At 55.0% G+C, this 14,549-nt stretch carries 12 protein-coding genes and 4 pseudogenes; 7 read left to right on the top strand and 9 right to left on the bottom strand.

Features of this window, described 5'->3' with window-relative positions:
* Positions 1-69 precede the first annotated feature (69 nt).
* Positions 70-337: pseudogene (locus ABKW30_RS22355) on the bottom strand (molybdopterin-dependent oxidoreductase); the annotation flags it as partial.
* A 362-nt stretch (positions 338-699) separates the two neighbouring features.
* Here ABKW30_RS22355 and ABKW30_RS22350 point away from each other — a divergent pair.
* Positions 700-1,026, top strand: a complete 327-nt coding sequence (locus ABKW30_RS22350; RefSeq protein WP_348601337.1) for a chorismate mutase — start codon at positions 700-702, stop codon at positions 1,024-1,026.
* A 124-nt stretch (positions 1,027-1,150) separates the two neighbouring features.
* On the top strand, positions 1,151-1,684 hold the full coding sequence (locus ABKW30_RS22345; RefSeq protein WP_348601141.1) for a nuclear transport factor 2 family protein: 534 nt from the start codon (positions 1,151-1,153) through the stop codon (positions 1,682-1,684).
* A gap of 512 nt (positions 1,685-2,196) precedes the next feature.
* Here ABKW30_RS22345 and ABKW30_RS22340 read toward each other — a convergent pair.
* The 3 genes and pseudogenes from ABKW30_RS22340 to ABKW30_RS22330 form a co-directional block, all read right to left on the bottom strand.
* Complete coding sequence (locus ABKW30_RS22340) at positions 2,197-3,426, bottom strand: HipA domain-containing protein (RefSeq protein WP_348601140.1); 1,230 nt, start codon at positions 3,424-3,426, stop codon at positions 2,197-2,199.
* Complete coding sequence (locus ABKW30_RS22335; RefSeq protein ID WP_348601138.1) at positions 3,419-4,009, bottom strand: helix-turn-helix transcriptional regulator; 591 nt, start codon at positions 4,007-4,009, stop codon at positions 3,419-3,421. The genes ABKW30_RS22340 and ABKW30_RS22335 overlap by 8 nt, the downstream gene beginning before the upstream one ends.
* 220 nt (positions 4,010-4,229) lie before the next feature.
* Positions 4,230-4,775 (bottom strand): annotated as a pseudogene (locus ABKW30_RS22330) (IS6 family transposase); the annotation flags it as partial.
* A 71-nt stretch (positions 4,776-4,846) separates the two neighbouring features.
* On the opposite strand from ABKW30_RS22330, the gene ABKW30_RS22325 reads away from it, so the two are divergent.
* Entirely contained in the window at positions 4,847-6,409 is a 1,563-nt protein-coding gene (locus ABKW30_RS22325; RefSeq protein WP_348601137.1) for an IS1182 family transposase, read from the top strand.
* A gap of 127 nt (positions 6,410-6,536) precedes the next feature.
* On the opposite strand, the pseudogene ABKW30_RS22320 reads toward ABKW30_RS22325, so the two are convergent.
* Positions 6,537-6,680 (bottom strand): annotated as a pseudogene (locus ABKW30_RS22320) (IS6 family transposase); the annotation flags it as partial.
* Between the two features lie 124 nt (positions 6,681-6,804).
* Between ABKW30_RS22320 and ABKW30_RS22315 the strand changes: the two are divergent.
* From ABKW30_RS22315 to ABKW30_RS22300, 4 genes and pseudogenes are all read left to right on the top strand, one after another.
* The gene (locus ABKW30_RS22315; RefSeq protein ID WP_348601136.1) at positions 6,805-7,377 is read left to right on the top strand and encodes a DUF6714 family protein; all 573 of its coding nucleotides are present in this window, start codon (positions 6,805-6,807) and stop codon (positions 7,375-7,377) included.
* A gap of 470 nt (positions 7,378-7,847) precedes the next feature.
* Complete coding sequence (locus ABKW30_RS22310) at positions 7,848-8,102, top strand: helix-turn-helix domain-containing protein (protein ID WP_348601135.1); 255 nt, start codon at positions 7,848-7,850, stop codon at positions 8,100-8,102.
* Positions 8,102-9,412, top strand: coding sequence for a type II toxin-antitoxin system HipA family toxin (locus ABKW30_RS22305; RefSeq protein WP_348601134.1), 1,311 nt, complete (start codon positions 8,102-8,104; stop codon positions 9,410-9,412). Before ABKW30_RS22310 ends, ABKW30_RS22305 begins: the two co-directional genes overlap by 1 nt.
* An 897-nt stretch (positions 9,413-10,309) precedes the next feature.
* Positions 10,310-11,072, top strand: a pseudogene (locus ABKW30_RS22300) (IS66 family transposase); the annotation flags it as partial.
* Here the strand turns inward: ABKW30_RS22300 and ABKW30_RS22295 are convergent.
* The 4 genes from ABKW30_RS22295 to ABKW30_RS22280 are packed head-to-tail and all read right to left on the bottom strand — an operon-like array spanning position 11,073 to position 14,269.
* Entirely contained in the window at positions 11,073-11,579 is a 507-nt protein-coding gene (locus ABKW30_RS22295) for a tyrosine-type recombinase/integrase (RefSeq protein WP_348601133.1), read from the bottom strand. It lies immediately after the preceding pseudogene.
* On the bottom strand, positions 11,576-12,079 hold the full coding sequence (locus ABKW30_RS22290; RefSeq protein ID WP_348601132.1) for a site-specific integrase: 504 nt from the start codon (positions 12,077-12,079) through the stop codon (positions 11,576-11,578). The genes ABKW30_RS22295 and ABKW30_RS22290 overlap by 4 nt, the downstream gene beginning before the upstream one ends.
* Complete coding sequence (locus ABKW30_RS22285) at positions 12,072-13,028, bottom strand: tyrosine-type recombinase/integrase (protein ID WP_348601131.1); 957 nt, start codon at positions 13,026-13,028, stop codon at positions 12,072-12,074. The genes ABKW30_RS22290 and ABKW30_RS22285 overlap by 8 nt, the downstream gene beginning before the upstream one ends.
* Entirely contained in the window at positions 13,028-14,269 is a 1,242-nt protein-coding gene (locus tag ABKW30_RS22280) for a site-specific integrase (RefSeq protein ID WP_348601130.1), read from the bottom strand. Before ABKW30_RS22280 ends, ABKW30_RS22285 begins: the two co-directional genes overlap by 1 nt.
* Positions 14,270-14,549 lie beyond the last annotated feature (280 nt).

Raw genomic sequence — 14,549 nt, 5'->3', positions numbered from 1 at the left:
ATTCTGTCACGAAGTGAAGCGAGTAATACCGTCAGAGCCGGTCGACCAACCCGGGAGCTGACCCGAGAGTCAGATAGCTGCGTACCACTCGTACCCCGGTCTTCCCAATAATCGCCGTTGCCGCCCCAAAACCCGCAAAGCTGTCGACGGGTTCGACGCGCATGATGTATTTCGTCTGCCCGTAGCCAAGCTGCCGCTCGACCCTCAGACGCAGTGGCGTGCCGTGGCGAATGATGAGATTTCGGTCGTTCATTTCGTAGACCGGGATTGTCTGTGGGTGGAAGGCATCGACGAGATTGATGCTCTCATGGTAGCCACTGCTGTCATCGAGCGACTTGTGCCGGGTTTAACTCAACGTATCGCAGAGATTGCCGCAAAACATCGGTTTCCGCGTAGGCAGCGTGACAGATGGCATCCGCAACAGATATCCTGCTTCCTGTGCAGATAATCCTTGCACGCGGCGATTGCCGTGCACATAAAAATTCAATATTGACACCCTACCATGTAGAAGGTAGGTATTGTTGCACCACGTTATCGAGAAAAATTGCACTGTTCGCCGGAAGTGCTCGTGTTTGTTCCTGCTCTATCCCACGTCTAAAACCCCGAAATACCGGACATGTGGGATTCAATGCTTTGACCGAGAGAACAAGCCCGGCGGCGAGCGATCAAATGGTGCCACTCCGAGAGAAAGGTAATTGCATGAAACAGCTCGACGTCGCACAACAGCTTTCATCATATCGACACACAATTGACAATCTGGACGCCGCTCTTATTGATATTCTGGCTAAACGGTTCCACTGCACGAACCAGATTGGTGTGCTGAAAGCCGAGCATAATTTATCTCCGGTGGATAAAGATCGGGAAGAGCGTCAGTACGCCCGGATCAGAATTCTTGCGAATGGTGCCAAGCTCGATCAAAATTTCGTCGAGAACCTGATGGATTTCATCATCAGTGAGGTCGTGCAGCGACATTATCAAATTGCTGCTGATTATCAGGCAAGACAAGCTCCTGCATCGCAAGGCTGAATGTGCAATTACCTGATAAAGCGGGAATGCAGGTCGTGAGTTCAGCCTGAAATCCAAGATCGGCTTGCTTCGTATCCCAATGCCGCACCACCACGTCATCAATCCAAACGGAAAGGTTCTTGATATGAACTCGTCTGGCCACAATAGTGTCGAAAGCCGCCTGCGCCTTATTGAGGATAAACTTGCGATCTACGAGCTCATCGCGTCTCATCCGCCAAGCGCTGACACTGGACATTCCGGTTACACCCGATCCGTCTACAACGAAGACGGAGTTTTCGATCGAGGTCATACGCTGGAGGGCGCTAAGGGGGCCATGGATATTGCTGCATTCATCGAGCGCCCGGAGCATAAAGAGGCAATTGCCGGTGGCCTTGCACACTGTGTTGGCTTGCCGCTGATCGATTTGCGGGGCGATGTCGCCATCGTGACCTCATATCTTCAGATCGTTCACCTGGACAGCGAAGGCAAGCCGCGAAATCTGCCTAATCATGGCATATCTACGGGTTATCGAATTCACCGCACTGTAGTGAACCGCTGGGAACTGGAGCGACGTGATGGCCGCTGGAAGATCGCAGGACGAACCCTTTTGCCGGTTGATGGTTCAGACGCTCATCAACAGCTTCTGCTCAAGGGCCTTGATGAACTGTATTTTTCGTGATGCATCGCCACGCGTCTTTGGATTGTGTGCATTTGGTCGACCGTCACGAAGCGCCATAGTGCCAGAGAATATTTGCCGAGGATACAATCCAGCGGTCGTCCAGTACACCCTCGAATATGCGGATGTTTAGGGCTGGTCCGGCAGCCGCAGCGACCGCCAGTGAAAAGCCGCTAGCATTGCCGAGCCCCCAGAAACGCCAGCGCGACGGCGTGTCGCCGAGCGACGGCGCAAACGTCGTCGTCAGGGTGGATGCATTTCATAGTTACATAGCGCAGGGCCTCACATAGCTCTCGTTTCTGATTGAGCTCGGAACATCGAGAGCGAAACGCCCGGTGCCGGTCTGGCCGTCGGTGGGCGTGAATACACTGCCACGCCCAGCGGCACGGGCGTGTCGCATGATCCGATCGGAAACTGCTGTCGAACCGAAAACGCTGGCAAAACGCGGTGGGCAGCGTCGGGTGGGGAGTAATATCCGAAGATAGTCGGTGACGTGTCCGTGACCGGGACCTTCGTCATGCAAGTTCGTGGTACAACGGAACGGTTGGAGCGTGGCGGTCGATTACCGTCACGACGCTGGCGGCCAGAGGAAGATGCCCCTTCTCAGCCTGCCAGACCTGCCGGAAACGCCGAACGGTTTCCGCAGCGGTATCGATGACGAGCTTTTCGGGCAGAAGTGCCTTGGCCGCCAGATGCCGAAGCTCATCGGCATTGAGCTCGGCCATCTTCTTAGTCCGAGAGAAATTGAGTGCGGCCGTGTCCTCGCCCTCGATATAGGGGATGGTCGACACCAGATCATAAGCAGGCGATAGCGCGGCAGTACGCCGGTCGGGATAGATCAGCGACCAGTTCTTGAGGTGCATGTCGCCATTGCCAATCAGAGCACTAAACACGAGGCGACGAATGAACTCGGCGGCACCGGCATCTCCGGCCTCGGTGCCGATGACGCGTGCGATGTTGGCGTAGCTTGCGCGCTGGTACTTGTCGTCCGGAAAGACCCCGAAAACCTGCGCGAAATCCTCGGTGTGGACAGGGCCGTCGCCGGTTCGATCGAAGCGACTGACAGAAAGCGCCTGGCCCTTGAGCTCGCCAACGCCGTCGGGAATGCCGGCGATCGCATCGAGTTCGATCAGGTTGATGCTCGGCACATCCATGCCGATCATCCCGGCGATCGTCATCATCGAAAACTCGTTTTCCGGAACGCCGGTGAACTGCTGGGACGGGAGTTTTACGATCCAGGAGCCGCCGACGCCCTCTGCGGGAATGGTCAGGCCCCCGCCCTTGCCCGCGTTCTCGAACGCGGAGAACTTGAGCTGCACCCCGGCAAGCGAAAAGCGCAGAGCATTGGGTTTGGCGTTCGCCGGCAAATCCTCATCGTCGCGAGACGGAAGGGCGCCGCCGGCCGCTGGATGGATCGAGAGTGCTCCGGGAAGGTCGAGGCCAAGCACCCAAAGCAGGAAGAATTCTCGCTGCTGGTTGACCCCTGCGCGCTGGGCGAGATAGCGGCGCAGACCTCCCTCGGGGAGCAGGTTCGAGAAGAAGGGCGGAACAACCCGCTGTGTTGGGCGAATTTTGGTGATGAGGCCACCCAGATCATCCTTGAACGACAGGCTGAGGGTCGGGCGATCCGGGTTCTCGACATAGCCTTCGTTGAAGGCAAAGATCGTCCGCTCGCCCTGCAAATGGGTCAGCGTGCCGATAGGCTGGTCGTAGAGCCGCACGTCGAGAACAGAGACATCAGGCATTGGCATCTCCATCATCCAGTGAATATGCCGGTCGCGGCTCCGACGAAGCGGCATGGACGATGGAGTTGCGCAGCCGCTGCAGGTTCTGCGCGATGTCACTGACGATGGATGCCGCCTGTGCGCTTGCCTGGGATCGCTCGAGACGCGCGATCAGTTCGCGCACCAGCTGCATCTCCTGATCGCTGAGGTTCACCCGACGCAGAAAACGCAGCGTATCTTCGATGCGATCGAGATCGGCCGAGCTGCCGTAGAGCTGCTTCATCTTCTTGACCAGCCGCTCGGCACGGGCGAAGCGCTTGTCGTTGGGCTGGCCGGCGTGGATATGCATGTCGGGTGTTGCCTGCGCCTTGACCAAGCCCAGCACCGCGGGCACGAGTTTTTTCGGCACGAGCATGAGCTCGAGATCGAGCGCGCGGGTCATATCGATGAAGCTCGACAGCCCAGGCTCCATCTTGCCGCTCTCAATTTGGGAGATGTGGCTTTGTGTCAGCCCCGCTCGCTCGCTGAGGGCGCGCTGGCTCACACCGGAAGCCTCGCGGATCTCCCGTGTTTGCGCGATCAAGCTTTCGCTCTGATAGGCCATGATGTAGAATCCAGATCAAAATGCGTACGGTGATCAGAATGCTATATCTAATTCATCTCGTGGGTTTCGTCAATACTTATGATACAGAACAATGATTGCAGCGACGTATTGATATAGAATAATGTATCGCTATCATCGCGCCATGCATGTGAGGGGGACAGAGGGAGGTTGTGTCGCAAAGTTTTCAGCCGGATACAATCGGCCTTAACTGAGGATGCAATTATGCTGCCAGTTCCGCAAATATCTGAAATGGTGAATGGCTATCATTGGCGAATTGGTTCTTTCGGATCATGTGGGCAACTTCGATCCCTGCGACGGTAGCTGAGGCGGAATGGAACGCCTTGAAGCCCATCATCGGTCTGATGATCCGCTTGATGAACCTGTGGTCTTGCTCACGGATATTGTTGAGATACTTGATCTGCCGGATTTCAACTATATGACCAGTTCCTGTGAATTTCAGGATCGTGTTCACAGCCTGGAGGCCGGCCAGATTGGCCCCGCTTTTGTCAATCACAACTTGGTCCGGAATGCCGTTGGTTGCGATGACCTTCTTGAAGAACCGTTGCGCAGCAGCCAGATCCCGGCGCTCAGACAGCATGAAATCAAGCGTTTGGCCATCGCCATCAACTGCTCGATACAGGTAAGTCCATTTGCCTCGAACCGTGAGATAGGTTTCGTCCACACGCCACGATTTGGCCGCGCGCCGTTTCCTCATATGAGCCTGAGCGGCAATCTACGGCGAGTAGCGTACGACCCACCGGTTCACGACCTGTGAAAAATCCTGTCTGGGCCTGAAATATGCTATGATTCTGGCATCGTTTCGGGGGAGATTTGGGGATGAATCGCGTCGAGGTATCTAACGATCAAATGACTCAATCGCGAAGCAGACCAGTTCGACTGGTGCAAGCGGATCGTCGCCAGCTTTGCTGGGCGATGTTGGATGTCGAGCGGCTGGTGGAAGAAGATCATCCTGTGCGGGCGATTTGGGAGCTGGTTGGCCAGCTCAATCTATCTGCTTTTGCGGCGGGGATTGGCTCGCTTGAAGGCGTTGCCGGGCGACCCGCCTATGATCCGCGGCTTCTGGTGAGTTTATGGATTTACTCTTATAGCCGCGGCATCGGATCTGCGCGTGAGGTGGAGCGTCGCTGTGAACACGATCCGGGCTTTCGCTGGTTGATGGGCCTGCTTGTCATTAATCACCATACCCTGTCCGACTTTCGCCTTGCCCATCGCGAGGCCCTTGATGAAATGTTCACCCAAGTACTCGCTGTGTTAAGCACGGAGGGGCTGATTGCTCTGCAGACCGTCATGCATGACGGCACGAAAATTACTGCACAGGCGGGGCCTGGCTCCTTCGGACAAGAAGAGCAGATCGTTAAGCATCTGGCCGCCGCACGGGATCATGTGACTTCGATGGGAGATCCTCGCGACGGGGAAGCAACTGTCCGGCAAGCCGCTGCACGCGAACGGGCTGGGCGTGAACGTATTGAACGGCTGGAACAGGCGCTGCTCCATGCCCAACAGATCAGCGCGGCAAAGCCCGCGGGTTATGCCCAGACGCGCAACCGGCGGACCGGCGCTAGTTCAACCGATCCGGAAGCGCGGATCATGCGTCATGGCGATGGCCACTACGCCTTGAGTTATAACGTCCAGATCTCGACCGATGCGGCTCATGGCATTGCCGTGGGTCTGGATATTGGGCAAACGGCCCCTGACTACGAATACCTTGCTCCGGCAATTGAGCAGATTGGAAAACGATTGGGCCAGTCACCCGATCAGATGGTGGTGGATGCAGGCTACACCAGTCGGGAGAACATTCTGGCCGCGCACGAAAAAGACGTCGAACTTGTCGGGCCGTGGACCGGAAGCGATGGCCGCGTCAAGCAACGGTTTGCGCGTGTTGGGGTAACGGACGCTTTCCTGCCCGACAAGTTCCAGTACGATACGGCGTCCGACAGTTATATTTGCCCGGAAGGCAGGCATCTCACGGCTCGCTATGGTCATGCGGCGCGACCTGGGAGAAAGATGGTGCGGTATCAGGCCAGCCAGACCGATTGTCGGCCATGCCTTAGTCGTCGGCAATGTTGCTCGGGTAATCAGCGTTATGGGCGTTCGATTGTCGTTACACATGAGGATCCTGTGGTAAGCGCATTCCGCGCTCGGAAAAATTCGCCAGAGACAAAAGTGTTAATCCGCGAACGGGGGCGTGTCGCAGAGTTCGTCAATGCGTGGCTGAAAGATAAGCTGGGTCTGCGGCGCTTTCGTGTGCGCGGACTGGCAAAGGCAGGAACAGAAGCCCTCTGGGCCCTGCTGGCCTACAACATCCGGCAATGGATCCGGCTGCGTTGGAGACCGCGGATCGCAGCGAGCATAAACTTAAGAACACAAGGCATCATGTAGCCCAATCCTGGCCACAGATGCCGGACATAGCCTCTAAAGGATCATCTTTCGATAGTTCTTCTGGCATCGTCAGAGAAACGGAGAAACCCGATCAAATCCACGCGCCAAAACGATTTTTTCACAGGTCGTTCAAAGTTGCATGATCAACTGTGATGCCGCGTTCAGCTAGGATCTCTTGAAGGTCGCGATAAGAGACCGGGTAGCGCACGTAAAAGAAGACGGCATGCAGGATGACACTTTTGGGAAACTGAGCCCCTTTGAAATCGACCATTACCCATCTCCATCAATTACCTGCCAGACTTTGAAGTAAACGGGCAGAGATGAAAACTTTGCGACACAACCCTTCCATAAACCGAAAACGAAGCGTCCTTTTGAAATCCTTGGTGTAAAAACGAATGAGCGATGATCTGCACGAAGCGCTGATAAATGAAATCAAGGCAGCGTTTGCAGGGGTTACACTCGGGGAGGGCATGAGCCTGATTGAAGCCGCTTATGTTGACAGCCGGGGCAAGAGCGTTCGTGGCAAACCCGTTTCCAAACAAGAGCTGCAAAAACTCAAACGCCTTGAGAATGTCGATGATTGGATATCGCTAACGATTGAAGAGCTCGATCAGGACAACATCGCCCATCTCGATGCTGCTGGTTTCAGATATTATCTGCCTGCACTCATGCTGGCTGTTATCAGTGATTATGATCCCGGATCAATGCGTGTGATCGGAACCTTGCATGGCCTGTATCCAAGGTCCATAGCGCCCTATGACTGGAGCGAATTGCTTGGGAAATATTCTCTCCTCAATAATGAACAGAAAGCCGCTACCGCAGGGTTTTTGGTGACCCTCCCGCATCTCGTAGAACTTAGTCACGAGGACGAAAAGATAGTCGAGCGGGCGTTCAACCGCTACTGGAGCGCATTTCTTCCCGAGAATAAACCGGAGACAAGAGTGCGACAGCATCAGCCGCCTCCGTGAACGTGAGTGACCTTTATTGCCCCATCGTGCCTATCCGGGCCCATATCCGCATTAGAGCGATTTCTCCAAACAATGTTGGCTGCAGAGAAAGTGAATAGTATCTGGCCATGTTGAGAGCCGGATCTATACGTTGAAAGTGTATCTCAGTTGGTTCGCTTATCATGCTGACATAATCGGCCTATGGCAGGTAGTGGTCCAATTCAAAGAATGAATCGGATTGTCTCTACAGATTCATGTCAGTGATGGTCAGACGAGCCGAAAAATGTCCAGTTGCCTAAAATCTGTCCGGCGACATTATAACTCGGAAAGATGTATGCCTTCAGATGTCCTCGGGGGAAATACTGAGGCGATGCATACGCATACGCGTATATTTTGTTTATATACGCGTATGCGTATTGTTAATACTTAAACGCATTTGCGTATATTGACACAATAAACGCATTTGCGTATATTGTGCAGGGAGGTTATCCATGAACGAGCACATTGCCCGCACCGAAAAGCAGCTTGGTGCTATCTTGCGCCGCGCCCGTAAAAACGCCGGACTAACACAAGGCAGGCTCGGCGAACAAATCCATTTGCGACAAGGCACGGTTTCCCGCCTCGAAGCTGGAGAGCCTGCTGTCCAGTTACGCACGCTGATGGAAGTACTCTCAGCCCTCAACCTCGAAGTGGTCGTCAGACCACGCAGCCAGGGCAGTGCAGCCGACATTGAGGACCTGTTCTGATGGGACGCAAGCGAGTGCATGCGCCCCTCAATGTCTATCTGAACAGCCGCTTCGTCGGGGTGCTGCGCCGCGAGTCAACGGGCGCAATTGACTTCCAATATACCCGCGACTGGCTGAACTGGCATGGGACTTTTCCAATCTCGCTCTCACTACCCTTGCGCGAAGACCGCTATATCGGTGCGCCGGTCATCAATGTCTTCGATAACCTGCTGCCCGATAGCGATCCCATTCGCAAGCGCGTTGCTGAGCGCGTTGGAGCAGAAGGTACCGACGCTTTCAGCCTTTTAACCACTCTTGGCCACGACTGTGTTGGCGCCCTGCAGTTTTTATCCGACGGCATCGACCCTGGCACTGCCGGTAACATCGTCGGCAAACCGATTAGCGACGATGATGTCGCCGATATCATCAAGAACCTCGCAGCCGCCCCACTCGGCATGGGAGAGGACGAGGATTTTCGGATATCAATCGCTGGCGCCCAGGAAAAAACCGCACTGCTACGCAAGGATGGCAGGTGGTTCAAGCCCACCGGCGTTACGGCAACCACGCATATCCTCAAACCGCAGATCGGCCAACTCCCCAATGGTATCGACCTCTCAAATAGCGTCGAGAATGAGTATCTCTGTCTGAAACTGATGGACGCGTTCGGCGTCCCCGCTGCCAATGCCAATATCGCCGATTATGGTGGCCGCCGCACACTTATCATCGAGCGCTTTGACCGTTTCTGGACAAAAGATGGTCGCTTGTTGCGACTGCCGCAGGAAGATATTTGCCAGGCTCTCTCCATTCCACCGACCAGGAAGTATCAATCCGACGGCGGACCCGGCATGCGTGAGATTATCAATCTGCTTAAGGGCAGCGACGCCCCCGATACGGACATCGCTACGTTCATACGAGCGAATATAATTTTCTGGATGCTCGGCGCCACCGACGGTCATGCAAAGAATTTCAGCATATTCCTTAGCCCCGGCGGACGATTCCGTATGACTCCGCTCTATGACGTGTTGACCGCACAGCCGAGCCTTGACGCCGATCAGATCGACCGCAACAGGTTCAAACTGGCGATGTCGGTGGGAAAGAACCGCCACTATGCCGTCCACGAGATAATGCCCCGACATTTTATGCAGACGGCGGATCTCGCGGGCGTAGGTATTCCGACGATGCGGGCGATCTTTGAAGACATCATCGCAAACGCTGAATGGCAGGCACAAACGGTTATCGGATCACTCCCAAATAGCTTCCCCGATCAACTTGTGACCTCTACCTTGGCGGCTGTTAAACGTCGCATGGAGCTAATTGCATTCGCTATTTGAATGAATGTGTTGAACAAGGTCGCCTGCATGTCTCGTACGTGATACGCGCCATGCTCGGGTCTAAATCTTTGCTTAAATGCCAAGGCGATTCTTGATTGCAGTATTCCTTCTATCAAAACAGTCGCGAGTTCCATAAAATCCGATACGAAACTCATTTTTGTCTAAAGATCATCTAATCCAGCAAGCTTTAGCGCATCGCCTGTTCTTTAAAAATGAAGCCCCAAACACTTAGAGTGCGATATGCCAGTTCAATGAGAAGGCAATACCCGTAACCCAGTATCAATCGAAAAACAAAAATCGGAATTGAAGACCCTGCGGATATAATCAGATCAGGATTTGATCCGCGCTCTCAAACGAGGTGAAAGTACCACCCGACGACTGCGATTGAGACAAAGATCAGCGGAGAAAGCCACACAAGTCTCTGGAGGCTGCAGGCGGATTTCATGCGCGCAACAAAAACAGAGGTAATAAAAGCGAGCAGCAGATATGCCCCGCCCGTTGTCCAAAGCGAAAGAACAAGAATTGCGAAAACACGATTCAGGTCAAAGGACAATGCCAGGTAAGGCACAACAATTGGAAAAATCAAGGCAATTTGGTAGAAGGTTTTGAAAGACGTATTACGCTCATGAAGATAACCCAATATCGTTGCCCTTGGAAACCGTCGTCTTTTCAGCCCGCTGCCAGCTTACCCAGAATAGTACCATCTAAATGAGACAGATGAACCTTCGGCAAAGGCGGACTTTCTGGTCAGACGCAACGTGGCAGAATGAGTGTCCGTTGAATGATCCTCTTCGGACAAGGGATTCACAGGCAAGAGCGTTTTTTATTAACAACGAATGATTAATCTCAATTTCTCCCATCGATTGACCGGCTTTATCCTGCTTAGAGCAGCACCTCGAACTACGGATCCTGGCGGATTACATCTTGGAACGGATCAAGGAGGGTGAGAGGATATTTGCCGACAAACAACCTTGCCAACGCTGGTTCCCGGCTCCGGTAAATCGATGAAAGCCTGGGTCATGGGCCTATGCACGCGATGACCGACCGTTCGGTGGATCCGGCCCACCGATGGTTGCCTATCGATTTGAAGATGGCAGAGGCGCTGATTGTGTCTCGCGCCATTTCAGCGGCTTTCAGGGCATCCTCCAGGTTGACGGATACCCGGCCTGTACCAGCATGGTCAAATCGCGCGTTAAACCTGGCAGCAATGAAACCATCAGGCTGATGGGCTCACCTGCGCCACAAATTTTACGAGCTACATGTCGACGGCGTCTCCAGGGTAGCGACTGCTTCGGTCAACGCCATAGCGGAACTGTGGAAGGTTGAGTAAGAGATCTGGCAAGGATGCGGAAATCCGAGCAGCGCTTCGTCAGGAAAAGTCTTCCGCCATCGTCGCCAATCTCTTTGAATTGTGGGAGAAGGAGCTCTCCAGGGTCTCTGGAAAGTCCAGGATCGCCCAGGCGATCCGCTATGCGATTACCTGCCGGGAAACCCTGGAACACTTCCTGACCGATGGGCGCATCGAAATCGACCCAACATCGCCGAACGCGCAATCAAGCCTTGGACAGTTACTCGCAATTATGTGAAGCTCCGGATTATGCGCAGCTATCGTGGCGGCCCCGGCGGGGCGACCGTTTCCGCCACGATTATCTCAACATAATCAGAGCGTCTTCAGAAAAGCCATCAGTTCGTCGGATGCTCGGAAGCGCCCAGCCGAGGGGCCGGCGGGCTGCAACTTCATCAACGCTTGCTCTTTCATTGTAAGGTCGGCCTCAACGTACATGTGCGTCGTTGCGGTGTCTTCGTGACCGAGCCAAAGGGCGATGATTGTGATGTCCACGCCGGACTGCAGCAGATGCATCGCTGTCGTATGGCGAATAACGTGCGGTGTTACTGCTCGCCCGATAAGGCCCTGATGCATGCGGCCGGCCAAGTTGACCGCAAGCTGCAGTCTCTGGGTTACGTTTGAGCGGGTCATCCGGTCGCCACTACGGTTTGGAAAAAGCATCGCATTGGCAGGCGGCTCACCGAGTCGTCGGCGCCAGCTACGAAGCAGCGATGCTGTTGTTCGCCACAACGGCACTGTTCGATCCTTGCGGCCTTTGCCATGCAACTGGACAGCTGGCTGTCCTTCAAGCACGATATCGCCCCAGCGCACGCCAATCATCTCGGAAACGCGCGCGCTGTATTGTACAGGGTGCTGAACATAGCGCGGTCCCTTTGGCCGGCCCAGGATTTGGCGTCCGGGGCTTCGATGATAGCACGGATCTCGTCTCTCGACAGAAAGCCAACCATGGGCCGGTCAAACCGCTTTTGTGGTATTGCGAGTGCCCGTTCGATGGTAGCCAAAGCATTGATGTCGTGGTGTCCGGCGTATTTTAGGAAAGTCCGTATTGCCGCGAGCCGCGCATTGCGGCTTCTCACGCTGTTGCCACGTTCCTTTTCGAGATAGTCGAGAAACGCCAGGAGCAGCGGTGCATCAAGTTCCAGCAAATTGATCGCGCTTGGCGTTCGGTGCAGTCGCTGTGCTGCGAAGCCCAGAAGCATCCGCAACGTGTCTCGATACGCGGCTACCGTTTGGCTGCTGACAGCGCGATGTTGGCCAAGATGTTCAAGAAAGAAGCGTTGGACGAGAATAGGCAGGGATGGCGTCTTGCGGTCAGACATGGATGTCCTCCCCCGAGGTGAAGTCTTCGAAACGCGACCCGGCGATAGCCATCAGATCAGGGATACCGGTCATGTACCAATAGGTATCTGACACTTTGGCATGACCGACATAGGTCGCGAGCGCCGCAATAGCGTTGTCGATATCGCAACCTTCTGCTTGCCAACGCTCCAGTCGCCGGCAAATAAAGGTGTGCCTGAGATCATGAATGCGAACGTTAGAATAGGAACCGCGCGGCACGATCCCGGCTGAGCGGCGCAGTCGCTGAAAGACGCCGTGAACGGTTCGCTTGTTGAGGCTCTGCCCGCCCGCAATGGTGAGGAAAGCCTGTTCGTGCTCCAGTCTAACGAAACGTTCTCGAATCTGCACATATGAAGCAAGCGCGTTGGCAACCGACCGATGAAACGGCACATGCCGAGACTTGCAGAACTTGGTCATCCGCACTGTTAAGCAGTTGGCTTTGAGATCGACATCGCAACAGCGCAGATTGATCGCCTCGGAAATGCGCAGTCCTGTCGCGGCGATCAATCCGATCAGCGCCTCGAACACAACCGGTCGCAGTGCACCCTGCGGTTCGAGCGCGCGCGCTGCGGCCATTAGGCCGAGAATCTCGTCGTCGGTGTAGATATGGGGTGTCAGCCTCCGCCGGGACTTGCCGAATATCTGTGTTTCCGGAAACTCTGTCGCCGGATCCAGGCGCGTCATGTAGACCGCAAAAGGCTTCACGACCGCAAGCCGTCCAGCCCAGGTGAAGGGGTTACCGATGCTCGACCGGTCCTTTACGCAGTGGATGACAAGGTCGTTGGTCAGTGTTCCGCGGTCCTGCTCGTCGGCGAAACTTGCAAAGGACCTCAGTAACCGAGCGTCGGGGCCGCCTACGTTGAAGCCGAGCATGGAGCGTTCCGCCAGATAGGCATCTACATGCTGCGTCATTGTTGTCTTCATCACCATCACACCCTCCCTGGCCAAGGAAGAGCAACAGCCGACAGACGATCGAGATCGATCTTGGTATAGATCTTTGAGGTATCGAGACTGCGATGGCGTAGAATATCTGCAATGTGCTTCATAGGTGTGCCCTCTCGAAGCAGTCTGCTCGCCACACTATGGCGCAGAACATGCGGGTCACACCGATCCCAGCCGCACCGGCGAAACGCGGCGATGACCGCTCGCTTGGCTACGCCTGCCTGGACAGGACGATCATAGGGCGCGACATGGCGCACGAAGATTGCCCGGTTTGCCGTCTCGGGCCGTTCGTGCCTCAGGTAGTCGGCGATTGCCTCGCCCGTTGCCTTGAGTAGCGGCAGACTGTCTGTGAAATGCGTCTTGGAGCGCGCGATCGTGATTGTTCCGTTCTGCCAATTGATATCCTCGATGCGCAGCTTGACTACTTCTGCACAGCGAAGGCCAAGGTCGGTGGCACACCTGACCATGGCATAGGCCCGCCGACGAGAAGGCAGATCGGCATTGAACGATGCCAAAAGCGCGTCAATCTGAGCTGGAGATAATGTCTCGGGAAGTGACGCGAGACGCCAGTGTGCTGCGCGCGGGATGGCTCGCAAGAGCTTGCCCACATCATCGCCGCTCATTTGTCGATACTTCAAATAGCCGCCAATCGAACTACCGGCGACGCGCACCGCTCCGGCACCCCAATCGCGCCCTTTACCCAAGACGAATTGCCGTACGGACGCGGTATCGATCTTCGAGACGATGACGGCATCCGCGCCAAAAGTGTGAGCGAGAAACCTTCCGACAATCAATCCACGTTGCCGTCGCGTGTTCTCAGCCAAGCCTGCGACATCACGCATGTAAGCATCGAATGCATCTAATTCCCTACTTAATCCATCCTGGTTGCCAGCGGATCGAATGACCCCTTCGGACTCAAGCAGTCTCAGTAAGTGGCGAATGGCGGTTCGCAGTTCATACCTCGTCCGGCGAACTGGCTGAGGACAACTGCATACCGGCAGATGGTTGTTAAGAAAGAGATCGAGCACCGCAGTGTCCAGCGATGAAAGATCAACTCGCTCTTCATCGAGCCAGCGTGCGAAATGGGCGACGCTTGCAAGATAGACGCGGATCACATTGTGCGCATATCGATCTTCTCGCAAGCGAGCGACATAGCTGTCCTGATAGGCGGATAAAATACTGGACGATAGCCACGCTTGAGGTCCGGGCTGCAAAATAACGGGCTTCATGAAAAGCTCCCTTTCCTTTGATTGGAACAGGGAGAATGAAATTATGTGCAGCTGAAATCGTCACGCTGTTTCTGTAACTGCTGCAAAACAAGGGATACTTGCTAGTAAGGCCGTGAACCTGCGCATAATCCGGAGCTTCACATAATTCCTTTAGGACTAACCCGCTCGGCTACGCCGGAGCGGCAAGGAGGTCATGTCTTCAGTAGGAGCCCCAACTGCGCGAGGATGGGACGGCTGTTTGTAGCCCATTCCATCAGACAGAGGAGCTCGTCATGACCCC

The organism is Phyllobacterium sp. SB3, from assembly GCF_040009165.1.
Classification (GTDB): domain Bacteria; phylum Pseudomonadota; class Alphaproteobacteria; order Rhizobiales; family Rhizobiaceae; genus Phyllobacterium.
This window is presented reverse-complemented; position numbering and strand designations above follow the sequence as displayed.

Coding starts and splice junctions, on each gene's coding strand:
- ABKW30_RS22350 (WP_348601337.1), top strand. CDS start 700: ATGAAACAGCTCGACGTCGCACAACAGCTTTCATCATATCGACACACA.
- ABKW30_RS22345 (WP_348601141.1), top strand. CDS start 1,151: ATGAACTCGTCTGGCCACAATAGTGTCGAAAGCCGCCTGCGCCTTATT.
- ABKW30_RS22340 (WP_348601140.1), bottom strand. CDS start 3,426: ATGCCTGATGTCTCTGTTCTCGACGTGCGGCTCTACGACCAGCCTATC.
- ABKW30_RS22335 (WP_348601138.1), bottom strand. CDS start 4,009: ATGGCCTATCAGAGCGAAAGCTTGATCGCGCAAACACGGGAGATCCGC.
- ABKW30_RS22325 (WP_348601137.1), top strand. CDS start 4,847: ATGAATCGCGTCGAGGTATCTAACGATCAAATGACTCAATCGCGAAGC.
- ABKW30_RS22315 (WP_348601136.1), top strand. CDS start 6,805: ATGAGCGATGATCTGCACGAAGCGCTGATAAATGAAATCAAGGCAGCG.
- ABKW30_RS22310 (WP_348601135.1), top strand. CDS start 7,848: ATGAACGAGCACATTGCCCGCACCGAAAAGCAGCTTGGTGCTATCTTG.
- ABKW30_RS22305 (WP_348601134.1), top strand. CDS start 8,102: ATGGGACGCAAGCGAGTGCATGCGCCCCTCAATGTCTATCTGAACAGC.
- ABKW30_RS22295 (WP_348601133.1), bottom strand. CDS start 11,579: ATGATTGGCGTGCGCTGGGGCGATATCGTGCTTGAAGGACAGCCAGCT.
- ABKW30_RS22290 (WP_348601132.1), bottom strand. CDS start 12,079: ATGTCTGACCGCAAGACGCCATCCCTGCCTATTCTCGTCCAACGCTTC.
- ABKW30_RS22285 (WP_348601131.1), bottom strand. CDS start 13,028: ATGGTGATGAAGACAACAATGACGCAGCATGTAGATGCCTATCTGGCG.
- ABKW30_RS22280 (WP_348601130.1), bottom strand. CDS start 14,269: ATGAAGCCCGTTATTTTGCAGCCCGGACCTCAAGCGTGGCTATCGTCC.